Here is a 22426-nt window from a genome sequence, read left to right as displayed (position 1 = left end):
CACCCCACAGGGAAGCCTCCGCTGGCCCCGGTACCAGGCCGCGGCGATCTCCGCGACGATGTCGTCGGTCGAGGCTGAGAACGACCGTGCCGAACAGGCACGACGACAGTGTGTGGCGGAGCGCCGTCCCGCCCAGGCCACAGAAACCTCCAAAGTATTTTCGTTTTTTTCGATCAGGGTACGATAGGGTCATGACGATGACACTGCGGGAGCGAACAGTCCTTCCCCCTGACGACCGTTCCGAGCTGGCCAGGCTCGCCCGTGACCTGACCGGCGACCACGAGCCGCGCGCACGGCTGGTCGGCCCGGACGGCTCGGAGATCGAGGTCCCCGAGGAGCTCTACACGGCCCTGCGCGATGTCGTGGCGGCGCTCTCACAAGGGCTGGCGGTCTCCATCGCTCCGCACAACACCATGCTGACCACCCAGGAGGCGGCCGACCTACTCGGCATCTCCCGCCCCACCCTGGTGAGGCTCCTGAGCGAGGGGCAGATCCCCTTCAGCATGCGCGGTCGACATCGCCGAGTGCTACTCCGCGATGTTCTCGACTACCAGGAACGCACTCGACACGAGCGAGAGCAGGCACTGGACCAGATGGCGGCCGACGCCGAAGAAGCAGGCCTGTACGGTGCGACCGCGTCTCCCGAGAAAACCAGGTGAGAACGGAAGATCGTGGCTTTTCCCGCCTTTCTCGATACCTGCGTCCTCTATCCCGCATACCTGTGCGACACGCTCCTGCGGCTCGCGGCCGCCAACGCATACCGCCCCTTGTGGTCCGCCGATGTCCTTGACGAACTCAGCCGCAACGTCGTCGAACGAGGAATCGCCCCGGAAAAGGCGGGGCACAGGATCGCACAGATGAACCGGGCCTTCCCCGACGCGATGGTCCACGGGTACGAAACACTGGTCGCCGGCATGAGGAACGATCCCAAGGACCGGCACGTCCTCGCAGGCGCCGTCCGGGCCAACGCCGAGGTAATCGTCACCTTCAACATCAAGGATTTCCCGGACGCGGCGCTTAAGCCTTACGACGTCCTGGCCGTGCACCCCGACGACTTCCTTCTCGACCAGCTCGACCTCTACCCGGGGTTGACGCTCGGCGTCCTGGAGAAGCAGGCCGCCTCCTACCGCCGCGAACCGGCCACCGTCCCCGGCGTACTCGCCCTTCTGGAACGAACCGGCGTCCCCCGATTCGCCGCCGAAGTCCGCCGGCATCTGCGCTGAACACCCCGGACTACAGAAGTGCGGGCCCGCCGGGGGAGGAGAACGGTACTCGCTCAGCACCCATGCAAGCGAAGGTCTCGAACCGAGCGGCTGAGCGAAGAGGTCGTACCCGACATCTACAGTGAGTTCTGATCGTCTTATCTACTGTCCCTTTTCCCGGGGCGGCGGCCCTCCAGGAGGAGTCCATGTACGCCGACGAGATCCGACCTGGAGTTCGCCTGACAGGACCGGCTCTGGGGACGGCCACAATCGTGGCCGTCACCTCGATCGGCGAGGCTCTACAGGTCACGGTACGTGACGACTCCGGCCATCTGTCGGATCGAATGCTATTCCCCGATGACATCACTGCGCTGAGTCCCGAGGCGCCGAAGTCACGGTGGTCGTTCGATGCCGATCCTGCCCAGTTCCGCCTCGCCTCGGAGGCTCTGCGCATGAGGCATGCGGGACTGTCGGATCCGATGCTCGCCGTGGAGACGAGCAACATCGACCCGCTGCCCCACCAGATCCGAGCCGTCTACGGGACGCTGCTGCCTCAGCCCGGTTCCCTGCGCTTCCTGCTCGCGGACGATCCGGGCGCCGGGAAGACGATCATGGCGGGCCTGTACCTCAAGGAGCTGTTGCTGCGGGGAGATGTACAGCGCTGCCTCATCGTCGCCCCTGGCGGGCTGGTCGAACAGTGGCAGACCGAACTCGCGGAGAAGTTCGGGATCGAGATGACCGTTCTGACGCGAGATCTGGCCAATGCAGCCCCTGACGGAGACCCGTTCCGGGCCAATCCGATGCTGATCGCGCGGATGGACCAGCTCTCTCGCAACGATGAATGGCAGTCGCTGCTCTCCGAAACCGATTGGGACCTCATCGTCGTCGACGAGGCCCACCGGATGAGTGCCTCGTGGTACGGCAACAAGCTCAGGCGTACCCAACGCTACGAACTCGGCCAGCTGCTGGGCCGGACCACTCGTCACTACCTGCTGATGACTGCAACCCCGCATTCAGGGTCAGAGGCCAACTACCAGGCTTTTCTTGCTCTGTTGGACCCGGACCGGTTCGAGGGCCAGTATCGCCGAGGTGTTCACTCGGTCGACACGACAGGACTCATGCGCCGCATGGTCAAGGAGGATCTGCTCACCTTCGACGGTAAACCCCTCTTCCCCGAACGGGTGGCCGAGACCGTCGAGTACACGCTGTCTCCTGCGGAGATGCGTCTTTACGACGAAGTGACGGAATACGTCCGCACGGAGATGAACCGAGCCGAGCAGGCCGACGGCAAACAGCGCACCGTCGGCTTCGCTCTCACCGTCCTGCAGCGGCGGCTGGCTTCCAGCCCCGAGGCGATCTATCAGTCGATCCGCCGCCGGGCCTCAAGACTGCGCGCTCTCCGGGAACAGATCCTGTCCGGCACCTTTATCCACGAGGCGGAAACGCTCTCCTTCGACCCGGATGAGTTCGACTCCGACGAGCTGACCGCGGCCGAGCGCGAACGCGCCGAAAACGAGGTCCTCGGCGCCGCTACAGCGGCACGCACCACTGTCGAGCTGGACGCCGAACTCGCCGCCCTCTCCGCCCTGCAGAGGACCGCCGAGGACGTCCGCACATCAGGCGTGGACCGCAAGTGGCAGGAGCTGCGGTCCTTGATCGTGAAGGCACACGACGACGGACTCGCCGGCGCCAACGGCGCTCCACACAAGCTCATCATCTTCACCGAGCACCGTGACACTCTCGCTTACCTCACCGATCGGGTCACCACTCTGCTCGGCGGCGATGAAGATGCCGTCGTCACGATCCATGGCGGTACCGCGAGGCAGGCGCGCCGTGAGGCCGCCACCAAGTTCACCACTGATCCCCGCTGCCATGTGCTCATCGCCACCGACGCTGCGGGAGAAGGGCTGAACCTGCAGGCCGCTCACCTGATGGTCAACTACGACCTGCCATGGAACCCCAATCGGATCGAGCAGCGATTCGGTCGCATCCACCGCATCGGCCAGCGGGAGGTCTGCCGCCTGTGGAACCTCGTAGCCTCCCAGACTCGGGAAGGGCAGGTCTTCCGTCGTCTTCTCACCAAGATCGAGGAGCAACGGCGGGCCTATGACGGCAAGGTCTTCGACGTCCTAGGCGAGAACGCCTTCACGAACGAACCCCTGCGCGACCTGCTCATGCAGGCCATCCGCTACGGTGAACGCCCCGATGTCCGGGCCCATCTGGAACAGGTCATCGACAACTCCGTGGCAGAGGGGCTGGAGGAGCTCCTCCAGGAGCGTGCCCTGGCCACGCCCGAGATCAGCTTGGACGAGCTCGACGAACTGCGCCATCGGATGGATGAGGCACGGGCCCGACGCATGCAGCCGTACTTCGTGCAGGCCTTCGTCATGGAGGCCCTGCGCGATCTCGGCGGCCGTGTGGCCAAACGGGAGAAAGAGCGGTTCGAGCTGACCCATGTTCCCTCCGTTCTGCGGGAGAAGCATCGGTCCGTCAGCCGTCGTTACTCGCGCATCACCTTCGAGCCGTCCGCTGTCGTACTGCCCGGACGCCCGGACGCCGAGTTGATCGCCCCCGGCCATCCGCTGATGCAGGCCATCATCACCGAGGTCCTCGACAGGTACGGCGATGCACTCACCCAGGGCGCCGTTCTCCTTCAGGGAACGGCGGTCTCCCCCAAGCTCATCGTCGCGATCCTGGAAGAACTGACCGACGGACGAGGGGTTTCCATCAGCAGGAGATTCCAGTACGTGTCCGTCCTGCCGAACGACACCGCAGAATCTGCGGGACCGGCACCCTATCTCGATCTCACCCTGCCCATCGGCCTCGACTCCGGGCAGTGCAAGGCCCTGTCGGACGCCGTATCCTCCGCGCTGTCCTCGCCTTGGCTCGTTGACGGGGTGGAGAAGACCGCCCGGTCGTGGGCGGTCCGATACGGTCTGCCCGAACACCGCGCAGAGGTTGCGGCAAAGCTGTCACCGGCTATCGATCGCACGCGCAAACTCGTTCAACAGCGCCTGATGGCCCAGATCAACTACTGGGACAGTGAAGCGATCAAGCTGTCGGAGGACCAGGCGGCCGGCAAGAAGATCCGCACTTCCCCGACCACCGCCCAGAACCACGCCCGTTCTCTGGAAGCGCGGCTCGAGCGCCGACAGGCCGATCTCAACGTCCAGGGCCAGGTCCACGTCCGCCCTCCCCGGATCGTCGGTGCCGCGCTCGTCCTTCCGGCCACGACCGTACGAGGTGCTGCAGAGGAGAACGCTTCCCCGAGCAGCTTCGCACTGGACACCGCGGTCACTGAGCGCCGCGCCGTCGACGCGGTGCTGGCCGCTGAGCGCAGGCTCGGCAGGGTCCCAGAGGAGATGCCCCACTCCAACAAGGGCTTTGACATCCGTTCCGTCAAACCCGACGGGCACCTGATGTTCATCGAGGTCAAGGGACGCGTCATCGGGGCCGACGACTTCACCGTCACCACCAGCGAGGTCGGTTACGCCAAGAACGCCGAGCCCGACTACCGGCTCGCTCTGGTCTCGGTCGACCCGGACACCCCTGACGGCTCCAACGACCGGGTCCGCTACGTGCTCAACCCGTTCGCCGACCTCGTCCTGGACAAGTACGTCGACGACCTGCGCCGCAAATGGCAGGCTGAATGGAACCGGGGCGTCGATCCCGTCTGACGTGCCGGTCACCCCGCCCCCCCAGCTCACATGACTCATGGCTTGGACTCAACGTCCCGGCATCTAGATTGATCAGGTGAACAGCGCAGTGCAGCCCGGAACAGCAGAGGGTTCGGTCCCCCGCCGCAAACTCATCGAAGTCTCCCTCCCGTTGGAGGACATCAACGCCCAGTCCGCCCGCGAGAAGTCCATCCGCCATGGACATCCCTCCACGCTGCACCTGTGGTGGGCCCGACGCCCTCTCGCAGCGGCTCGCGCCGTGCTCTTCGCCCAACTCGTCGACGATCCGTCTTCACGGCCTGATCTGTTCCCGACCGAGGAAGAGCAGAAGGCCGAGCGGGAGCGCCTGCACGGGATCATCCGCAAGCTGGTGGTCTGGGAAAACATCTCTGACGAGCGCCTCTACCGGGAAGCACACGACGAGATCCTCAAGAGCACCGGAGGCAACCCCCCAGCGATCCTGGACCCGTTCGCCGGCGGCGGAACGATCCCGCTGGAGGCGCAGCGCCTGGGCCTGGAGGCCCATGCCAGCGACCTCAATCCGGTTCCTGTACTGATCAACAAGGCGCTCATCGAGATCCCGCCCAAGTTCGCGGGACGGCCTCCCGTGTTCCCTGGGGCGGCGGAGAGCAGACTCGGGGATTGGCCGCGTGCCACCGGTCTGGCAGAGGATGTTCGCCGCTACGGTGCCTGGATGCGCGAGCGCGCACTCGAAAAGATCGGACACCTGTACCCGAAGGCTCAGGTGCCTGTGCTGGGAGCTGACGGCGAGCCGACCGGGGAGACGACCGAGGCGACCGTCATCGCGTGGATCTGGGCACGGACGGTGATCTGCCCGAACCCGGCGTGCGGGATTCGCATGCCGCTGGTGCGGTCGTGGTGGCTCGGGAAGAAGAAGGGCAAGGAGGCGTACGTCGTCCCCTCGGTGGTCGAAGATTCAACCGCGCCTGGTGAACGCCGTGTGGAGTTCAGTATCGGACACGCTCCTGATAAGGCTCCGACTAAATCAGTCGATGGAACTATGACGACTGGTAAGGGGGCGACCTGTCTTGCCTGTGGTGGCTTCGTCACCCTGGCCACCATCCGCACCGAAGGAGCCGCTGGCCGAATTGGCTCACAGCTAATTTCTGTCGTGGCGGGAGCACATCGCGGCCGTATCTATCTACCTCCAAACGAGAAGCACGCACAGGCAGCGAATGTTCCACTTCCGGAGACCACGCCATCCGGCACCGTCGCCACGAACCCACGTTGGTTCTCTCCCCCGCAATATGGTTTGAGCAATTTTTCAGACCTATTCACCAACCGACAACTAACCACACTAACGACTTACAGCGACCTCATCAACAAGGTGCGCGACCAAATATTTTCCGACGCCTCCATCACAGAACCCTCTCGCAACAAAAAAGAGGCAGAGGAATATGCAGACGCCGTTGCGACCTACCTAGGAATGGCGCTAAGTCGGACAACAGATCTGAACAACTCCCTTGTCACTTGGTCAAATGGTCGAAATCAGGCGAGAAATCTATTTTCGCGCCAAGCAATTCCAATGGCTTGGGATTTTGTTGAAGTTTCGCCTATCGCTCAAGCTGCGGGCGATATTTCGATTGCAGCAGAAAGTCAAGCGGAGGCGATCGAAAATCTTCCATCAATCCAAAAGGGGAAAACCTCTCAAGAAGACGCTTCAAGGCGCGAATACTCTGGCCTCTTGATTGCAACAGACCCTCCATATTATGACAATATCGGATACTCCGACTTGTCGGATTTCTTTTATGTCTGGCTTCGACGCACACTCCAAGAAATCCACCCCAGCCTCTTCGGCACTATGCTCGTACCGAAAATAGAAGAGCTCGTCGCCAACCCCTACCGCCACGGCGATAGAACCAAGGCCGAGAGGTTCTTTGAGGATGGATTCGAGCGCGTCTTCGCTCGCGCACGACAGACCGCATCACCCGAATACCCGATTACCGTCTTCTACGCCTTCAAACAGGCCGAGCTGGAGAAGGAAGGTGTTGCCTCCACCGGTTGGTCCACCTTCCTCGAAGGAATGATTCGCAACGGGTGGACCATCACTGCCACCTGGCCAGTCCGCTCAGAGCGTGGTGGCCGCATGATTTCCGTCGGCACCAACGCACTCGCCTCGTCCATCGTTCTGGCTCTCCGGCCACGTGAGGACACCGCTCCGGCAACGGATCGAACCGGCTTCCTGAGCGCCCTTCACACCGAGTTGGAAGAGGCACTTCCCCGCATTCGCGAGGGCGCGATCGCTCCGGCCGACCTCAGGCAGACCATTCTCGGCCCTGGAATGGCCGTTTTCTCCCGCTTTTCCCGGGTGCTTGAGGACGACGGTTCCACGATGTCGGTCAAGACCGCCCTGGCTCTCATCAACCAGACGTTCGACGCCCTACAGAACGAGCACGACGCGGATCTGGACGCCGGCACCCGGTTCTGTCTCGACTGGTTCCGTTCCTACGGGTGGAGCATCCGCCCCTTCGGAGATGCCGAGTCACTGGCCGTCCCTCTGGGATTGTCGGTCGACGGGATCTCCCGCAGCGGAGTGCTCACCTCCGGCGGCGGCAAAGTCGCACTGATCAAGCCCCAGGATCTCGACCCTCATTGGGACCCCGCTCGCGACGACCGCCTCTCCCTGTGGGAGGTCACCTGCCAGTTGGCCCGCGCGTATGCGACCGAAGGTCGGGAGAAGGCCGCCCAGCTCATGGCAGGAGTGAAGGGAAAGGTGGACCTGGACGAGGTCAACCGCCTGGCGATCCGCCTGTACGAGCTCATGGAATCACAGGACGCCGCGACCGCCGGCCTGTTCAACGGACTCGGTGGCGCATGGGCGGAGGTCTCCGCGACATCGACCACGATCCGCCCCCCTGCTGTGGCCGAGATGCTCTTTGGAGAGGAACTCTGATGGCGCTGACGAACAACGAGAAGATACTGCGCGGATTCGAACAGCTCCTCGAGGGCATCCGGCCATGGGTCGACATGCGGATGTCGACCTGGGCCCCCGCGGGGAAAAACTGGGTGGACGCGGTCGCCGCCGAAGACGTCGCCAAATTCGGTACCACCAGAACCTATTCCCGTGATGACGTGCGTTTCCTTTTGCGCATGATCACTGAGAAGTGGAAGGTCTTCGAAAAGGACCTCTCCCGCCCGCAGTCGGCACTCGCCTCCGAGCTCCGGGAAACGGCGAACGCGGCCCACCACGGACACAAGTTCTCTTCGGACGACACCTATCGCGCCCTGGACACGATCGAGCGGCTGCTCACGGTGATCGGAGCGGGAGACGAGGCCGACGCCGTCGCGAAGATGCGCATGGAGCACCAGCGTGAGGTCTTCGAGAAGCAGACCCATGACCGGTTGAGGCGTGATGCCAAGTCGGCCAGGGTGAGCGGTGTGCAGGCGGGAACCACGATCAAGCCGTGGCGCACCGTCATCAAGCCGCACGACGATGTCCTGCGCGGGCAGTTCTCAGCAGCGGAGTTCGCCGCGGACCTGCACGCCGTGGCCAACGGCCACGCCACGGCCGAGGAATACCTGGACCCGCACAAGTTCTTCGACCGCACCTACCTCACCAGCGGTCTGTCCGACCTGCTCACGCGTGCCCTCAAGCGCCTCGCAGGCGACGCCGGGGCAAGCCCTGTGGTGAACCTGCAGACCCAGTTCGGTGGCGGAAAGACCCATTCGATGCTGGCTCTGTACCACCTGTTCTCCAAGTCTCTGGAGACGGGCCGGTTGCCGCAGCCCGCTCAGGACGTCTTGCACGGCGCCCGGCCCGATTCAGAGGGCGACCCGCTGGAATCGCTGGACGTCAAGCGCATCACTCTGGTGGGTACGAAGCTCTCTCCGAGCCAGCCTCTGCTCAAGGAGGACGGCACCGAGGTACGGACCATATGGGGGGAACTGGCCTGGCAGCTCGGCGGACGTGCGGCCTTTGACCGCATCGCCAGAGCCGACGCGTCCGGCACCGCTCCGGGCGACGCGCTCGACGCGATCGTGCGTGAGACCGTCGCCGACGGCCAGAGCGTACTGGTCCTCATAGACGAGTGGGTGGCTTACGCCCGTCAGCTCGTGGGGCGCAACGACCTTCCGGCGGGGGCCTTCGAGACCCAGTGCACCTTCGCCCAGAACCTGACCGAGCTGGCCAAGGCCGTCCCGGGCGTCATGCTCGTCGTCTCCATCCCCGCCTCCGACTCTCTGGACAACGGTGGCGCCGGATCGGCTCTGGAGGTCGGCGGCCCCAACGGACACACTGCCCTCCTGGCCCTCCAGCAGATCATCGGCCGCAACGCCGACGACTGGCGTCCGGCCAACAATGTCGAATCTTTCGAGATCGTACGGCGGCGCCTGTTCGAAGAGCCCGATGCCGCCGCCTTGGCCGATATCGCCGCAGTGGCCAAGCAGTACGCGAAGTACTACCAGGAGAACACGGGGTTCTTCCCCCGCGATACCACCACGGTCGAGTACGAGCAGCGCATCCGCAAGGCATATCCGATCCACCCGGAGCTGTTCGACCGCCTCTACGAGGACTGGTCGACGCTACCGAAATTCCAGCGGACCCGCGGCGTCCTGCGGCTGATGAGCGTCGTCATCAACGCGCTGTGGATCTCCCAGGACGATGCACCTGTCATCACCCCCGGGGCGATGCCCATCGGCGACACCCAGGTCTTCAGTGAGATCACCAAGTATCTCGATGACAACTGGAAGCCCGTGGTCGACAAGGATGTCGACGGAGACGGGTCCACGCCTGTCCAGATCGACCGCGATCGGCCATCTTTCGGGCAAAGGGTGCTCACACGGCGGATCGCGCGGTCGGTGTTCGTCGCAACCGTTCCAACGCTGCGCTCAGCGCACAAGGGCGTGGAAATTCAGCGACTCCGCCTGGGCACTGCGGTTCCCGGGGACGTCATCAACCATATCGGTGACGCCCGTGCCCTGCTGGGGCAGCGCGCGACCTACTTCTACGAGGACGGCGACCGCTCCTGGTACGACTTGGCGGCCTCGGTCTCCCGAGTGGCAGCGGACAGGGCCGCCGGCTACGCCGAGGCAGACGTCCACGCCGAGATCGCCGAACGACTCAAGAAGGCGAACAAAACGGGCAAGGCGGCCTTCACTGCCGTGTACGCCGCCGCTCACGACAGCGGCGACGTGCCCGACACCGATGTATTGAAGCTCATCGTCCTGCATCCGAAGTTCACCTGGGGCAAGGAGACATCGACGGCCGCGGACTTCACCGAGCGCCTTCTGCGGGAGTCCGGAAAAGGGCAGCGACAGCGCCGCAACATGCTGGTCATGGTGGCGGCCGACCGCGATGTCTACCCCGAGCTCGAAGGGGTGGTGCGGGAGTACAAGGCATGGAGGTCCATCTCCGACGAGGCCGAGGAGCTCGAACTCAGCTCCCAGCAGCGCAATCAGGCCATAGGCCGGTCCCGGCAGCTCGACGCGGCCGTCAACGACCGCATCGATGCCGCCTTCACCGCCGTTCTGGTTCCGACCGAACAGCCCGGGCAGAAGTCGACTCTCGCCTTCACCCGAATCCCCAAGGACGGGGGAGCCCTCACCGAACGTGTCACCACCGCTCTGAAGAGCAAGGGGTGGATCACTCCCGTCCTCGGAGCCGTACTCGTACGCATGGCCCTCGATACGGCTCTCAAAAACGCCTGGGAGAAGGGGCATGTGCGCTTCGGCGACCTGTGGTCCTGGTACACGCAGTACCCGTACCTCAAGCGCCTTCCCAACCGCCAGGTTCTTGAACAAGCCGTGCTGAACGCCGACGACGTCCTCCTCTGGCAGCAGGAGGCCTTCGGCCTCGCCGACGGGTACGACGAGGCCGCCGGCAGGTACGTGAACCTCTGGATCCCCGGGGAGAAGACCGACCCCGTCCTCATCACCGACGACACGCTCCTCGTCCAACCGGCGCAAGCCGTCATGCAGCGCGCGCAGGACGCTGCAACGTCGTCCGAACCGGCGCCCCGGGAGACTGGCGGAGAGAGTGGTGAAAACGCTGCCTCCCCAGCAACGGCCGGCAACGAGGCGAACGCCGTAGCCGGCTCCCCCCACACTCCGGACCCGCCGCTCAAGAAGATCAAGCGCAGATTCTGGGGAGCCAAGGCCCTCAACCCCGAACGCCCTGCCAAGGACTTCGGCATCATCCAGCAGGAAGTCCTCGAACACCTCAAAACCAGCGGCGACGTCGAGATAGAAGTCCGAATCGAGATCGAAGCGACGGCCCACAGCGGGTTCAGCGAACAGCAGATCCGCACCGTCCGGGAGAACGCCGACCAGTTGAAATTCGAGGACAGCGGGTTCGAAGAAGAGTGACCACCTCCCTCATGATGTGACGTGAGGCCTGCGAGAACAGGCGGCGCACCCATCCTCCTGTGTCGGCCGCCTGTTCTCACCCCGGACCCGCCCGGACGCTGTCATCCGGTCCGCAGTCCCGGCCGCTTCCCGTATGGGTACCGGAGCGGGTGGAAGCGGCATCGCCGGGCTCAACGCAGGCGGGCTCTCCCCCGTCAGCGATCCGTCGCGATGCGGGGAGCAGGCGAGACGACCGTCTTCTGGAAACTTTGAGACTTTGAGACAGAGACAGGGCTTTCGGGCGACAATGGGCAGCGATGTCCGTACCTTCCGTCCCTCCGGCCGACTCCGCCGAAGAGGGCACCGGGCCGTCCGAACGCTACCGGCCGTTCAGCCACATCACCGCCCCCAACGCCGAGTTGTACCGGGCGGTGATGGGCGTGTTCATGCGCGAGAAGGAGCGCTATACCGTCCACCTGCGCCCCGAAGACGTGCACCGGCTGCTCCCCGGCGAGGTGCGCCCCGCCGATGCGGAAGGGGTGGTGCAGGCCCTCGACCGGCTCACCGAGTGGGGCAACCTGCGGCCCGACCCCGACACCGGGCGGGTCACCGCGGTCGAGGACTTCTACCGGCGCCGGTACATCTACCAGCTCACCCGGGAGGGCGAAGCCGTCGAGGAGGCGCTGGCCGCCTACGACGAGGGCCTGGGGCGGCGCGGTGCGCTGCAGGCGGTGGCGCTCGCCGACATCGCGACACGGCTGCGCGAGCTGCTCGCGCTGAGCGGTGAGGACGACCCCGACCCCGCCGTGGTCCACCTCGCCCTGCGCGACCTGTCCGGCCGGTTCGGCGACCTGGCCGACAACGCCCGCGCGTTCATGGGGTCGCTGCAGCGCACCATCGACCTGCACGGCGTCGAGGTCGAGGTGTTCCTGGCCTACAAGGACCGGCTGATCGCCTACCTGGAGCGGTTCATCGCCGATCTGATCACCACCGGAGCGGAGATCGCCCGGTTGCTGTCGGAGCTGGAGCGCCCCCTCCCCGGGGGCGGGACGGCGGTCGGGCGCCTGCTGGTGGCGGCGGCCGAGCGGGACGCGTCCGATGCCGCGCCCGGCGGGGACGGCGCCGGAGCCGAGGGCGGAGGGGCGGCCGCGGCCGCCCTGGAGCCGTGGCGGGAGCGCTGGGAGGGGCTGCGCGGCTGGTTCCTCAGCTCGTCCGGCCACGTCCCGCAGGCCAAGCTGCTCCGTTCGGCCGCACGCAGCGCCATCCCGCAGCTGCTGGCCGTCGTGTCCGCGCTGAACGAGCGGCGCTCGGGCCGCTCGGACCGGTCCGCCGACTTCCGGGTCCTGGCGCGCTGGTTCGCCGAAGCGCCCGACGACGCCTCCCGGCACCGGCTGTGGCGGGCGGCCTTCGGCCTGTACCCGGCACGGCACCTCACGGTGGACGCCGACACCCTGGACGCGCGCGACGCCGAACCGGTGCCGCCGGGCACGTCCTGGGCGGAGGCGGAGCCGCTGAGGATCAGCCCCCGGCTCCGCGCGACCGGAAGCTACGAGCGCCGGGGGAAGCCGAACCGGATCACCGACCGCAGCGCCGAGCGGCGCCACCTCGCCGAGATGGCGCGCAAGCAGGCGGAGGAGACCGCCGCCGCCCGCGCCCGGCTGGACACCGGCGGACCGGTGCGCCTCTCCGACATCGGCGAGCTCGATCCCGACGCGTTCGGGCTCTTCCTCGGACTGCTCGGAGATGCTCTGGCCACCTGGCCCCACGGTGCCGCGGAGACCTCCGCCACCAGTGGCGACGGCGGGTTGGAGATCCGCATGCGCGCCGTCGGTGACGGTGCGGCCGCCGAGATCCGCACCCCGCACGGGGTGTTCCGCGGCCCCGACCACATCGTCGAGATCACCGACGCGGAAGGAGGCCGATGAGCCCCGCCGACACCGCACTGGGGGTGCGCAACCGGGAGCAGCGCGATAGCGAGGTCCGCCGCGCCGCCCGCGCGCTGCTGCGCGAACCGCTGCTCCTCGCCGACGGCCCCACCGCCGACGAGTTCCGGCTCGTCCGCCAGCACGCCCGCGACCTGCGGGAGTGGTTCGACCGCAATACGGGGTGGGCGCTGCACGTCGACGCCGAGGTCGCCCGGCTGCGCAAGTCCCCCGGGAGCACCGCCGATCCGACCCATCCCGCGCGGGAGGCCGGCGGGGCCCGGTCGGCCTTCACCCGCCGCCGCTACGTGCTGTTCTGCCTGGCGCTGGCGGTGCTGGAGCGGTCCGAGGCGCAGATCGCCCTGGGGCGGCTGGCATCGCAGATCGTCCTGGAGGCCGCCGAGCCGTCGCTGGCCCGCACGGGCATCGCCTTCACCCTGGAAGAGCGGGGCGAGCGGACCGACCTCGTCGCCGTGGTGCGGCTGCTGGTCCGCACCGGGCTGCTCGTCAGGGTCGCCGGGGACGAGGAGGACTACGTCCGGGCCACCGGGGACGTCCTCTACGACGTGCGGCGCCGGGTGCTGGCCGGCCTGCTCTCCGGCAGGGTGGGCCCGTCCATGGCCACCGCCGGGGATCTCGACGGCCGGCTCTCGGAGCTGACCTCCGACCCCGCGCTGGCCGCGATGGACAGCGATGATCTGCGCAACCGGGCACTTCGCCACCTGCTCACCCGTCGGCTGCTCGACGACCCGGTGCTCTACCACGACACGCTGACCGAGGCCGAGACCGCCTACCTGACCAGCCAGCGCGCCGCGATCACCAGGCGGATCACCGAGCTCACCGGGCTGGTCCCGGAGGTGCGCCGGGAGGGCATCGCAATGGTCGATCCCGAGGACGACCTCACCGACGTCCGGATGCCGGAGAAGGGCACCCACGGACACGTCACCCTGCTGCTCGCCGAGCATCTGGCCGGGCAGGCCGGGCCGGTGGCGGTGGCCGCGCTGGAGGCCCGCGTCCGCGAGCTCGCCGGGGAGTACGGGAAGTACTGGGCGAAGACCGCCCGCGACCCGGGTGCCGAAGGGGAGCTGGTGGCGCGGGCCGTGGAGAAGCTGGAGGCGCTGGCCCTCGCGGCGACCGGGACGGATCCGGCCACCGGGGAGCGGACGGTCGCCCCGCTGCCCGCGCTGGCCCGGTACGCGGTGGGCACGCCCGTCATGGCGGCGGACGAAGGGCCGCGGCAGAGGAATCGCCGACGCAGGAGGCAGGCAGGATGACGCAGATCCCGATCGAACCTGCACTGCCCGGGCCCGCGGACGGCCTCCCGGTCCCGGTGCGGGAGCGGTGGCAGCCGCTGCGGCTCGGCCTGGTCGACATGTTCTACTACGAGAACGAGGAGTTCCGGTTCCGCGACGGGCGGCTGCTGCTGCGCGGCAACAACGGCACCGGCAAGTCGAAGGTGCTCGCGCTGTCCCTGCCGTTCCTGCTGGACGGTGACCTCTCGGCACGCCGGGTGGAGCCCGACGGCGACCCCAAGAAGCGCATGGAGTGGAACCTGCTGCTCGGCGGGGAGCACGAGCACCCGGAGCGGCTCGGTTACACCTGGATCGAGTTCGGCCGCCGCGCCGAAGACGGTACCCCGGAGTTCCGCACCCTCGGCTGCGGACTCAAGGCGGTGGCCGGCCGCGGCATCGCCCGCCACTGGTTCTTCGTCACCCGGCAGCGGATCGGCCTCCCCGGGGAGCACGGACTGCGCCTGGTCGACGCGGCGCGCACCGCCCTCACCCACGACCGCTTGGACGAGGCCCTCGGCGGTCTCGGCAGGACCTACCGCACCGCCCGCGACTACCGCAGAGCGGTGGACGAGGAGCTCTTCGGGCTCGGTGAGGAGCGCTATCGGGCACTGGTCGAGCTGCTGATCCGGCTCCGCCAGCCGCAGCTGTCCAAGCGGCCCGACGAGGCGGCCCTGTCCCGGGCCCTCACCGAGGCGCTCCCCCCGATGGACCAGGCGGTCGTGGCCGACGCCGCCGACGCGTTCCGCAGCCTCGACGAGGAGCGGGACGAACTCGGTGCCATGGTCGACGCGGAGCGGGCCGCCGCACGCTTCCTTGAGCACTACCGCGGCTATGCATGTGTGGCCGCGCGGCGTCGAGCGCGTCCGCCCCGCGAGAAGAACTCCGCCTACGAGAAGTTGAACGAGGCGCTCCGCGCCGCCAACGTGCAGCACGAGCAGGCCCGGCACAAGGTGGAGGCCGCCGATACCGAGTTGAAGAAGCAGCACGAGCGGGCGGTGCGGCTCGACGCGGAAGAGAAGGCGCTGCGCGCGGCACCGGAGATGCGCAGTGCGGACGCCCTGGAGCAGGCCGCCCGCGAGGCGCGGAGCACCGAGGCGCGGCGGGCGGCGGCGGTCCAGGATTCCGATCGCGCCTCCGGAGAGCTCACCCACGTCGAACGGCGCCTCGCCGACGCCGAGGCACGCGGCACCGGCGCCGCGCAGGTCCTGGAGACCGCGCTGAGCACCGCGCGCAATCGGGCGCAGGACGCCGACATCGCCGAAGAGCACCGTGCCTCGGTGGAGCCGCATGCCGGTACCGCCCCGCCGAACGGCGGACTCGATGCCGCGCGGCGGGCCGCGGAGGCGCTCACCGGGCGACGTGAGCGCGCGATCACCCATGTCGAGGGGGTACTGGCCGCTGCCGAGGAGGCCGCCGCGCTCCACCGGTCCGCCGAGGAGCGGCTGGTCGAGGCCGACGAGCAGCTCGTCGAGCGGGAAGAGCGGGTGTCCGCCGCCCGGGCCGGTGTCGACCGCGCTTCGGCGGAGCTGGTCTCGGCCGTACGCGAGCACGTCTCGGCATGCTCCGAGCTCCGCCCGGCCGCCCCTGAGGGCCTGCTCGACCGATTGCAGGACTGGACCGGGCGGCTGGACGGCCCGAACCCGGCACGCGTCGAGGTGGAGGAGGAGGCGCGCCGGGCCGGAGGCCTTCTGGCCGAGTCCACCGCGCGCCTCCGGCTCGACCGCAATGCACTCGCCCGTGACCGGGACGGGTTGCAGGCCGAGCTCGACCGGCTCCGCGGCGGCGGCCAGTCCGCCCCGCCCGCCCCGCACACCCGGGAGCCGGGGGCGCGCGAGGACCGCCTCGGCGCTCCGCTGTGGAGGCTCGTCGACTTCCGGGACGGTGTTCCGGAGGCGGAGCGCGCCGGGGTGGAGGCCGCACTGGAGGCGTCCGGACTGCTCGACGCGTGGGTCGCGCCGGACGGAAGCGTCGAGGACGGCGCCACCGGCGACACCGTGCTGGTGCCGGGCGCCGCCGTGCCGGGCAGATCGCTGCGGGCGCTGCTGCGTCCCGCGATCGACGCGGGCGACCCCCGCGCCTCGGCCGTCACCTCGGAGACGGTGGACCGGGTGCTGGGCTCCATCGGAGCGGCGGAGCACGGCCTCGGCGGTCCCCGGGACGACCGCGCGACCTGGGTGGACGCCCGCGGCTCCTTCCGCGTCGGCGCGCTGCGCGGCCGGTGGGCCAAAGAGGAGGCGGAGTACCTGGGCGAGGGCGCCCGCGAGGCGGCCCGCAGGGCGCGGATCGCCCGGGTCGAGGCCGAGCTGTCCGAAGCCGGCGCGGAGCTCGCCCGCCTCGACGCGGAGCTGGAGCTGCTGGCCGGCCGGAAGCGCACCCTGGACCGCGAACTCGCCGGGTTCCCCGGTGACGAGGGCCTGCGCAGCGCACATGCCGGGTTCGGTGAAGCCTCCCGGCTGCTCGCCCGGGCACGGGAGCAGCGGGAGGAAGTGGCCGGCAAGGCCGCACAGCACGCCCGGGAGGCCCGCCGGGCGCAGGAGGAGCTGGAGCGCGAAGCCGACGACCTGCGGCTCCCCGCGGAGGCCGCCGCACTGCGCCGGATGCGCGGTGCGCTGGTGGACTACCGGATCTCGCTGGAGGCGCTGTGGCCGGCGGTGCGCGAGCGCCGCGACGCCGAGGCCGACGCGCACGGGCGCCGTGAGGACGCCGAGCGGTACCGGGGGCATCTGCGGGAGCTCGCCGACCGCGCCGAGACCGCGGCTGAGGAGGCGGCCACCGCCCAGGAGCGGCACACGACACTGCAGGAGACCGTCGGCGCCGCGGTGGCCGATCTGCAGGCTCGGCTCGCGGCGAACGAGGACGCCCGACGGGAGTGCCGGGGCCTCCAGGAGGCGGCTCGTAGCGCCCACAGCACCGCTGTCGAGGATCGCGGCCGCGCCGAGGGCCGGATCGAGCAGCTGACCGCCGACATCGGGACCGCCGCGGCCGACCGCGCCGAGGCGGTGGCCGCGCTGCGGCGCTTCACCGCCACCGGACTGCTCTCCGTCGCCCTGCCCGAGCTGGAGGCGCCGTCCGCGGGCGAAGAATGGGCACCGCGCCCGGCCGTGGAGCTCGCCCGGTCCGTCGACACGGTCCTCGCCGACGTGGACGACTCGGACAACGCCTGGGAGCGGGTGCAGAAACGGCTCTCCGCGGAGCTGAACACGCTGCGGGACGCCCTGTCCGCACGGGGCCACCGGGCCGACGCGCAGTCCCTTGAGGACGGCATGGTCGTGCACGTGGTCTTCCAGGGGCGGGAACACGGTGTCCCCGAACTGGCGGACGTCCTCGCCCGGGAGGTCGAGGAGCGCAAGCGGATCCTCTCCGCCCGGGAGCGGGAGATCCTGGAGAACCACCTCATCACCGAGGTCGCGGGAACGCTGCAGGAGTTGATCGTGGCGGCCGAGCGGCAGGTCGCGGAGATGAACACCGAACTGGAGCGGCGTCCCACCAGCACCGGCATGCAGCTCCAGCTGGTCTGGCGCCCGTCCCGGAAGAACGCACCGCCGGGGCTGAACGCGGCCCGCGACCGGCTGCGCCAGGACAGCGACGCCTGGTCGCCGGAGGACCGGGAGGCGGTGGGCGGGTTCCTACAGGCGCAGATCGACCGCGTCCGCTCGGCCGACCAGGGCGGAGGGACCTGGCTGGAGCACCTCACCGAGGCCTTGGACTACCGCTCCTGGTACGAGTTCGGCGTCGAGCGGTACCAGCACGGCAGGTGGCAGAGCGCCACCGGTCCGGCCTCGGGCGGCGAGCGGGTGCTCTCGATGTCGATCCCGCTGTTCGCCGCCGCCTCCTCGCACTACGCGAGCGCGGGCGACCCGAACGCGCCGAGGCTGATCACCCTGGACGAGGCCTTCGCCGGGGTGGACGACGACTCCCGGGCCAAGTGCCTGGGGCTGCTGGCCTCCTTCGACCTGGACGTGGTGATGACCAGCGAGCGCGAGTGGGGGTGCTACCCGGAGGTCCCCGGACTGGCCATCGCCCAGTTGTCCCGGATGGACGGGGTACCGGCGGTCCTGGTCACCCGCTGGGAGTGGGACGGCGACCGCCGGGCACGAGGGCCGGAGCCCGGAACGAGACCACCGGATGAACCTCCCGGTGGAACCGCGGGGGGCCAGGAGCCACTGTGGCCGTGACCGGAGACGGCGGCTTCAGCGGGGTCGACCACCCTCGGTTGGAGCGCCTCCTCGGCGGTCCCGACCTGCGCTGGCTGGTCGAGCGTGTCCGGGAGCGCCTGGCGCGCGGGGAGCCCGCGACCGGGAACGCCGTTCTGACCGCCGCCACCGCTGCGCAGCGCGCCGCCGCACAGCGGCTGCTCGGCCGGCCGCCTCGGCGGGGGCGGTCGCTCACCGTCTCCCTCGATGCGGTGGACGCGGTGCTGCGCCGTTCCGGGATCAGTCCGGCCGGCCTCGCGGCCGCGGTGGAGGCCCTCACCGGCCCCGTGCAGGTGCGGCCCGATGCCGAAGCCGCAGAGGCCCGTGCCTGGGACCGGGCCTTCGCACCGCTCGCGGCGGTGTGCGGAGAAGATCCCCGCCTTGACTGCTGGTATCGCGGATTGCGCGCCTCCGGTCTGGCACGCCGGATCCTGGGTGAGCCGTCGGCGGCCGGCCCCGCGCTGCACACGCTGGCGGACGTCGTCGCCGCACTTCCCGGAGACGGGATCGGCCTGGGGACGTTCGCGGCACGGGTATGCGGAGACGCACACGCCCTCGACGACGGCCGCCCGTTGGGGACGCTCGCACTGGGGGCGGCCCGCGCACTGACGGGAACCCCGGCGGGCAGCGGGGCCGAGTGGCGCCGAGAAGCGTGGGCCGCGGCGGGGCTGCTCCGGGACGACCTGTCGACCACCGTCCTGGCCACCGGTCTCCCCGGTGACGGAAGGACCGCGACCGGTCGCGCGCTGGCCGCCCTGCGCGCGGCCGGGCAGCCCGCCGTCCTCACCCTGCGCCAGCTGGTCGGCGACCCGCCGTTGCCGCTGCCCGCAGGATCGCCGGTGCACGTCTGCGAGAACCCGGCCGTGGTCGCCGCGGCGGCCGACCGCTTCGGCCCTGAGTGCCCTCCCCTGGTGTGCACTCAGGGCCAGCCCGGTGCCGCGGCCGTCACGCTGCTCCGCCTCCTGTCCGACGCAGGGACGGGTCTGTACTACCACGGCGACTTCGATTGGGGCGGTGTCCGCATCGCCAACGCGCTCCTACGCAGAGTGCCCTGGCGGGCATGGCGGTTCACCGCGTCCGACTACCGGGCCGCCGTCTCCGAGCACGATGCCGCTGGCATGGCCGGACCCCCTCTGTCCGGAGCCCCGGTCTCCGCCGACTGGGATCCGGATCTGGAGTCCGTCCTGCTCGATCGCGGGCTCCGGATCGAAGAAGAGGCGGTCCTGGAGCTTCTCCTGGACGACTTGAGCACGGCCCGGGACCGACCGCCCTTTCCGCGTTGATCTTGGAACCGTTGCGGTCTCGATCGACATCGAGACCGCAACGGTTCCAAGATCAACGCCATGTGTCACCGCGACGTCACCGCCGGTCCTTCCCCTTCTCCGAGACGGCTTCGATCCTCCTTCGAGGGGGCTCTGGAACGCTCTGGGGCAGAAAGGGGCAGATATGGTCAAAACGAACGAGTCGGTCGGACACCGGGCGTTCCCCGGCGGTGGTCGGCCCCTTCCGGTGCGGAGGGGGCGGCGGGCGCTCCGCGCGGTGCAGGGGGGCGGGCCGGCATGGCGGTGAGATCCTCCGGGCGGGCGGGCGCGGAGCGGACCTTCTTCGGCTACCCCCGCTGGTTCGGGACGCTGTTCGTGGTGGACATGTGGGAGCGGTTCAGCTTCTACGGCCTGCTCGCCATCCTCTACCTGTACCTGGTGGCCGAGCCCGCCGACGGCGGGATGGGCATGGGCGCGGGGAGCGCCGCCGCCCTGGTCGGCATGTACATGTCCCTGGTCTTCATGGCGTCGCTGCCCGGCGGCTGGATCTCCGACCGGATCCTCGGGCCGCGCCGGGCCACGCTGTGGGGCGGGGTGCTCATCGCCTGCGGGCACGCGGTGCTGGCGGTCCCGCTGCCGCTCTCCCTCTACCCGGGGCTGGGCCTGGTCATCCTCGGCACCGGCCTGGTGAAGCCGAGCATGGCGGCGCTGATCGGGCAGATGTTCGAGGACCGGCCGGAGCGGCGCGAGGCCGCCTTCTCCGTCTTCTACGTGAGCATCCAGGTCAGCGCCCTGTTCGCGCCGCTGATCACCGGGTACGTGGCGGAGCGCGTCGACTGGCACCTGGGGTTCGGCATCGCCGCGATCGGCATGCTCCTCGGGCTGGTGCACTACGTGATCGGCCTGCGCGGCTTCGGCGATGTGGGGGCGCGCCCCGGGAACCCCGCCCCGGAGCCGGTGCGCCGCCTGGTGCTGCACCGGACGCTGCTGTGGGGCGGGCTGTTCGCGGTGCTGGTCGCCGCCGGCCTGGCCTCCTCGGTGCTGAACGCGGAGCGGCTGCTCATGATCATCGGCGCCGGCGTCCTGGCCGTCCCGGTGGTGTACGGCACCCGGCTGGTCCGCGGCCAGCCCGCGGGCGGTCCGGAGCGGACGCGGCTGCGCGCCTTCATGTGGATGCTCGGGGCCGCCGCGGTGTTCTGGACGCTCTACGCTCAGGGGCCCGCGCTGCTGAACCAGTTCGCCCTGGACTCGGTGGAGCGGACGGTCTCCGGCTTCCTGGTCCCGGCCAGCTGGTTCCAGTCCGCGCAGCCGCTCTTCCTGCTGATGCTGGCGCCGCTCTTCGCCGCGCTCTGGGTCAGGCTGGGCGGGCGGGTCGGCGCGGTGGCGAAGTTCTCCGTCGGCATGCTGTTCGGCGGGCTCGCGTTCGCGGTGATGGGCGGGGCCGCGCTCGGCGCCGAGGCCGGTCCGGTCTCCCCGCTGTGGCTGCTCGGCGCCTACCTGCTCCTCGTGGTCGGGGAGCTGGCGGTGGCGCCGGTCGGCCTGAGCCTGGCCGCCGAGGTCGCGCCGCGCGGCTACGACGCCCAGGTGCTGGCCATGTTCTGGCTCTCCGGGGCGGTGGGGGCCGCGCTGGGCGGCCAGGTCGCCCACCTCTCCGCGGTTCTGGGAGAACCCGCCTACTACGCCCTTCTGGGCGGGCTCGGCCTCTTCGTCGCACTGGCCCTGACGGCGGCCCGGCGCACCCTGAACAACCGTTTGAAGACCCATCCGCAAAACCTTGGAGAATTCAAAACAAGAGGCGGAGAAAAAATGGAGCCGATGACCTGATTTCTTATCACGGAGCCATCTCCGCCGATAGGGGAGAGGGATCGAACTAGGGGTTTCCCCACCCCCTTATAGCATCGCCTCAATACCGGCGACAGCGCCGCCCGATTCTCCGGCACCGTCCTCTCTATAGAGGTCACAGCCCTGTCGGGCGGCGCCGGCACGCTCCGATCCCGCGCGAAACGGTCCGACCGTAACCAGTACCCCTAGATCTTTGCGCGATCATCCGGACACGATAAGTGATCGGTTCACCCACCCCGCCCTCCTTTCCGGAACGGAGGAGTTGATCCACTTTTCAATCTTCTGACATTGTCCGCACACGGACACCGAATTAACTTGACCGCCGAGCGGAAAATCGAATATCAAATAATCTGAACATATGTGTGCCCTGCGATTACCTCGGGATGCGGTGGCCGGGCCCCTTGCCGGGGCCCGCGCCCACGATATGGGGAGTTCGTCATGCGATTCACACTTCTGGGATCGGTGGAGGCGATCGGCGGCGGGGGGATCTGCACGCCCCCCGCGCCGAAGGTGCGCCAGGTGCTGGCGCTGCTGCTGGCGCGGGTCAACCGGCTGGTGCGGGTGGACTCGCTGATCGAGGAGCTGTGGCGGCAGGCGCCGCCCAAGAGCGCGATGACCACCGCGCAGACCTACATCTACCACCTGCGCAAGATGATCGAGCGGGAGGGTTTGGCCGAGCGGGGCGAGCAGGTGCTGCAGACCCAGTCCTTCGGCTATGCGCTGCGGGTGGCGC

At 68.8% G+C, this 22426-nt stretch carries 11 protein-coding genes; all 11 read left to right on the top strand.

The window, feature by feature from the left end; translation table 11 throughout:
- Nucleotides 1-191: 191 nt before the first annotated feature.
- Complete coding sequence (locus D459_RS0124855) at nt 192-659, top strand: helix-turn-helix domain-containing protein (RefSeq protein ID WP_017595716.1); 468 nt, start codon at nt 192-194, stop codon at nt 657-659.
- A 12-nt stretch (nt 660-671) separates the two neighbouring features.
- On the top strand, nt 672-1223 hold the full coding sequence (locus D459_RS0124850) for a PIN domain-containing protein (protein ID WP_017595715.1): 552 nt from the start codon (nt 672-674) through the stop codon (nt 1221-1223).
- Between the two features lie 185 nt (nt 1224-1408).
- Entirely contained in the window at nt 1409-4879 is a 3471-nt protein-coding gene (locus tag D459_RS0124845) for a helicase-related protein (RefSeq protein ID WP_017595714.1), read from the top strand.
- A 76-nt stretch (nt 4880-4955) separates the two neighbouring features.
- Complete coding sequence (locus D459_RS34725; protein ID WP_206540802.1) at nt 4956-7793, top strand: DUF1156 domain-containing protein; 2838 nt, start codon at nt 4956-4958, stop codon at nt 7791-7793.
- A complete protein-coding gene (locus D459_RS0124835) occupies nt 7793-11203 on the top strand; it encodes a Swt1 family HEPN domain-containing protein (RefSeq protein WP_017595710.1) in 3411 nt (1136 codons plus the stop codon). Before D459_RS34725 ends, D459_RS0124835 begins: the two co-directional genes overlap by 1 nt.
- A 296-nt stretch (nt 11204-11499) precedes the next feature.
- Nucleotides 11500-13107 (top strand): TIGR02677 family protein, encoded by a 1608-nt coding sequence (locus D459_RS0124830; RefSeq protein WP_017595709.1) that lies wholly within the window; start codon nt 11500-11502, stop codon nt 13105-13107.
- The gene (locus D459_RS0124825; RefSeq protein WP_017595708.1) at nt 13104-14378 is read left to right on the top strand and encodes a TIGR02678 family protein; all 1275 of its coding nucleotides are present in this window, start codon (nt 13104-13106) and stop codon (nt 14376-14378) included. The genes D459_RS0124830 and D459_RS0124825 overlap by 4 nt, the downstream gene beginning before the upstream one ends.
- The gene (locus D459_RS0124820) at nt 14375-18571 is read left to right on the top strand and encodes a TIGR02680 family protein (protein WP_017595707.1); all 4197 of its coding nucleotides are present in this window, start codon (nt 14375-14377) and stop codon (nt 18569-18571) included. The genes D459_RS0124825 and D459_RS0124820 overlap by 4 nt, the downstream gene beginning before the upstream one ends.
- Nucleotides 18562-19872: a TIGR02679 family protein gene (locus tag D459_RS0124815; protein ID WP_017595706.1), complete on the top strand. Its 1311-nt coding sequence runs from the start codon at nt 18562-18564 to the stop codon at nt 19870-19872. Before D459_RS0124820 ends, D459_RS0124815 begins: the two co-directional genes overlap by 10 nt.
- A 276-nt stretch (nt 19873-20148) precedes the next feature.
- Nucleotides 20149-21675: a peptide MFS transporter gene (locus D459_RS0124810; RefSeq protein ID WP_017595705.1), complete on the top strand. Its 1527-nt coding sequence runs from the start codon at nt 20149-20151 to the stop codon at nt 21673-21675.
- A 456-nt stretch (nt 21676-22131) separates the two neighbouring features.
- Nucleotides 22132-22426 (top strand): AfsR/SARP family transcriptional regulator (locus tag D459_RS0124805; protein ID WP_040711012.1); only part of this gene is annotated, 295 nt, incomplete at its 3' end.

Origin of the sequence: Nocardiopsis potens DSM 45234 (assembly GCF_000341105.1) — a bacterium.
Taxonomy (GTDB): domain Bacteria; phylum Actinomycetota; class Actinomycetes; order Streptosporangiales; family Streptosporangiaceae; genus Nocardiopsis_A; species Nocardiopsis_A potens.
Note: the sequence above shows the minus strand (reverse complement) of the source record. Positions and strands in the feature narration are given on the sequence as shown.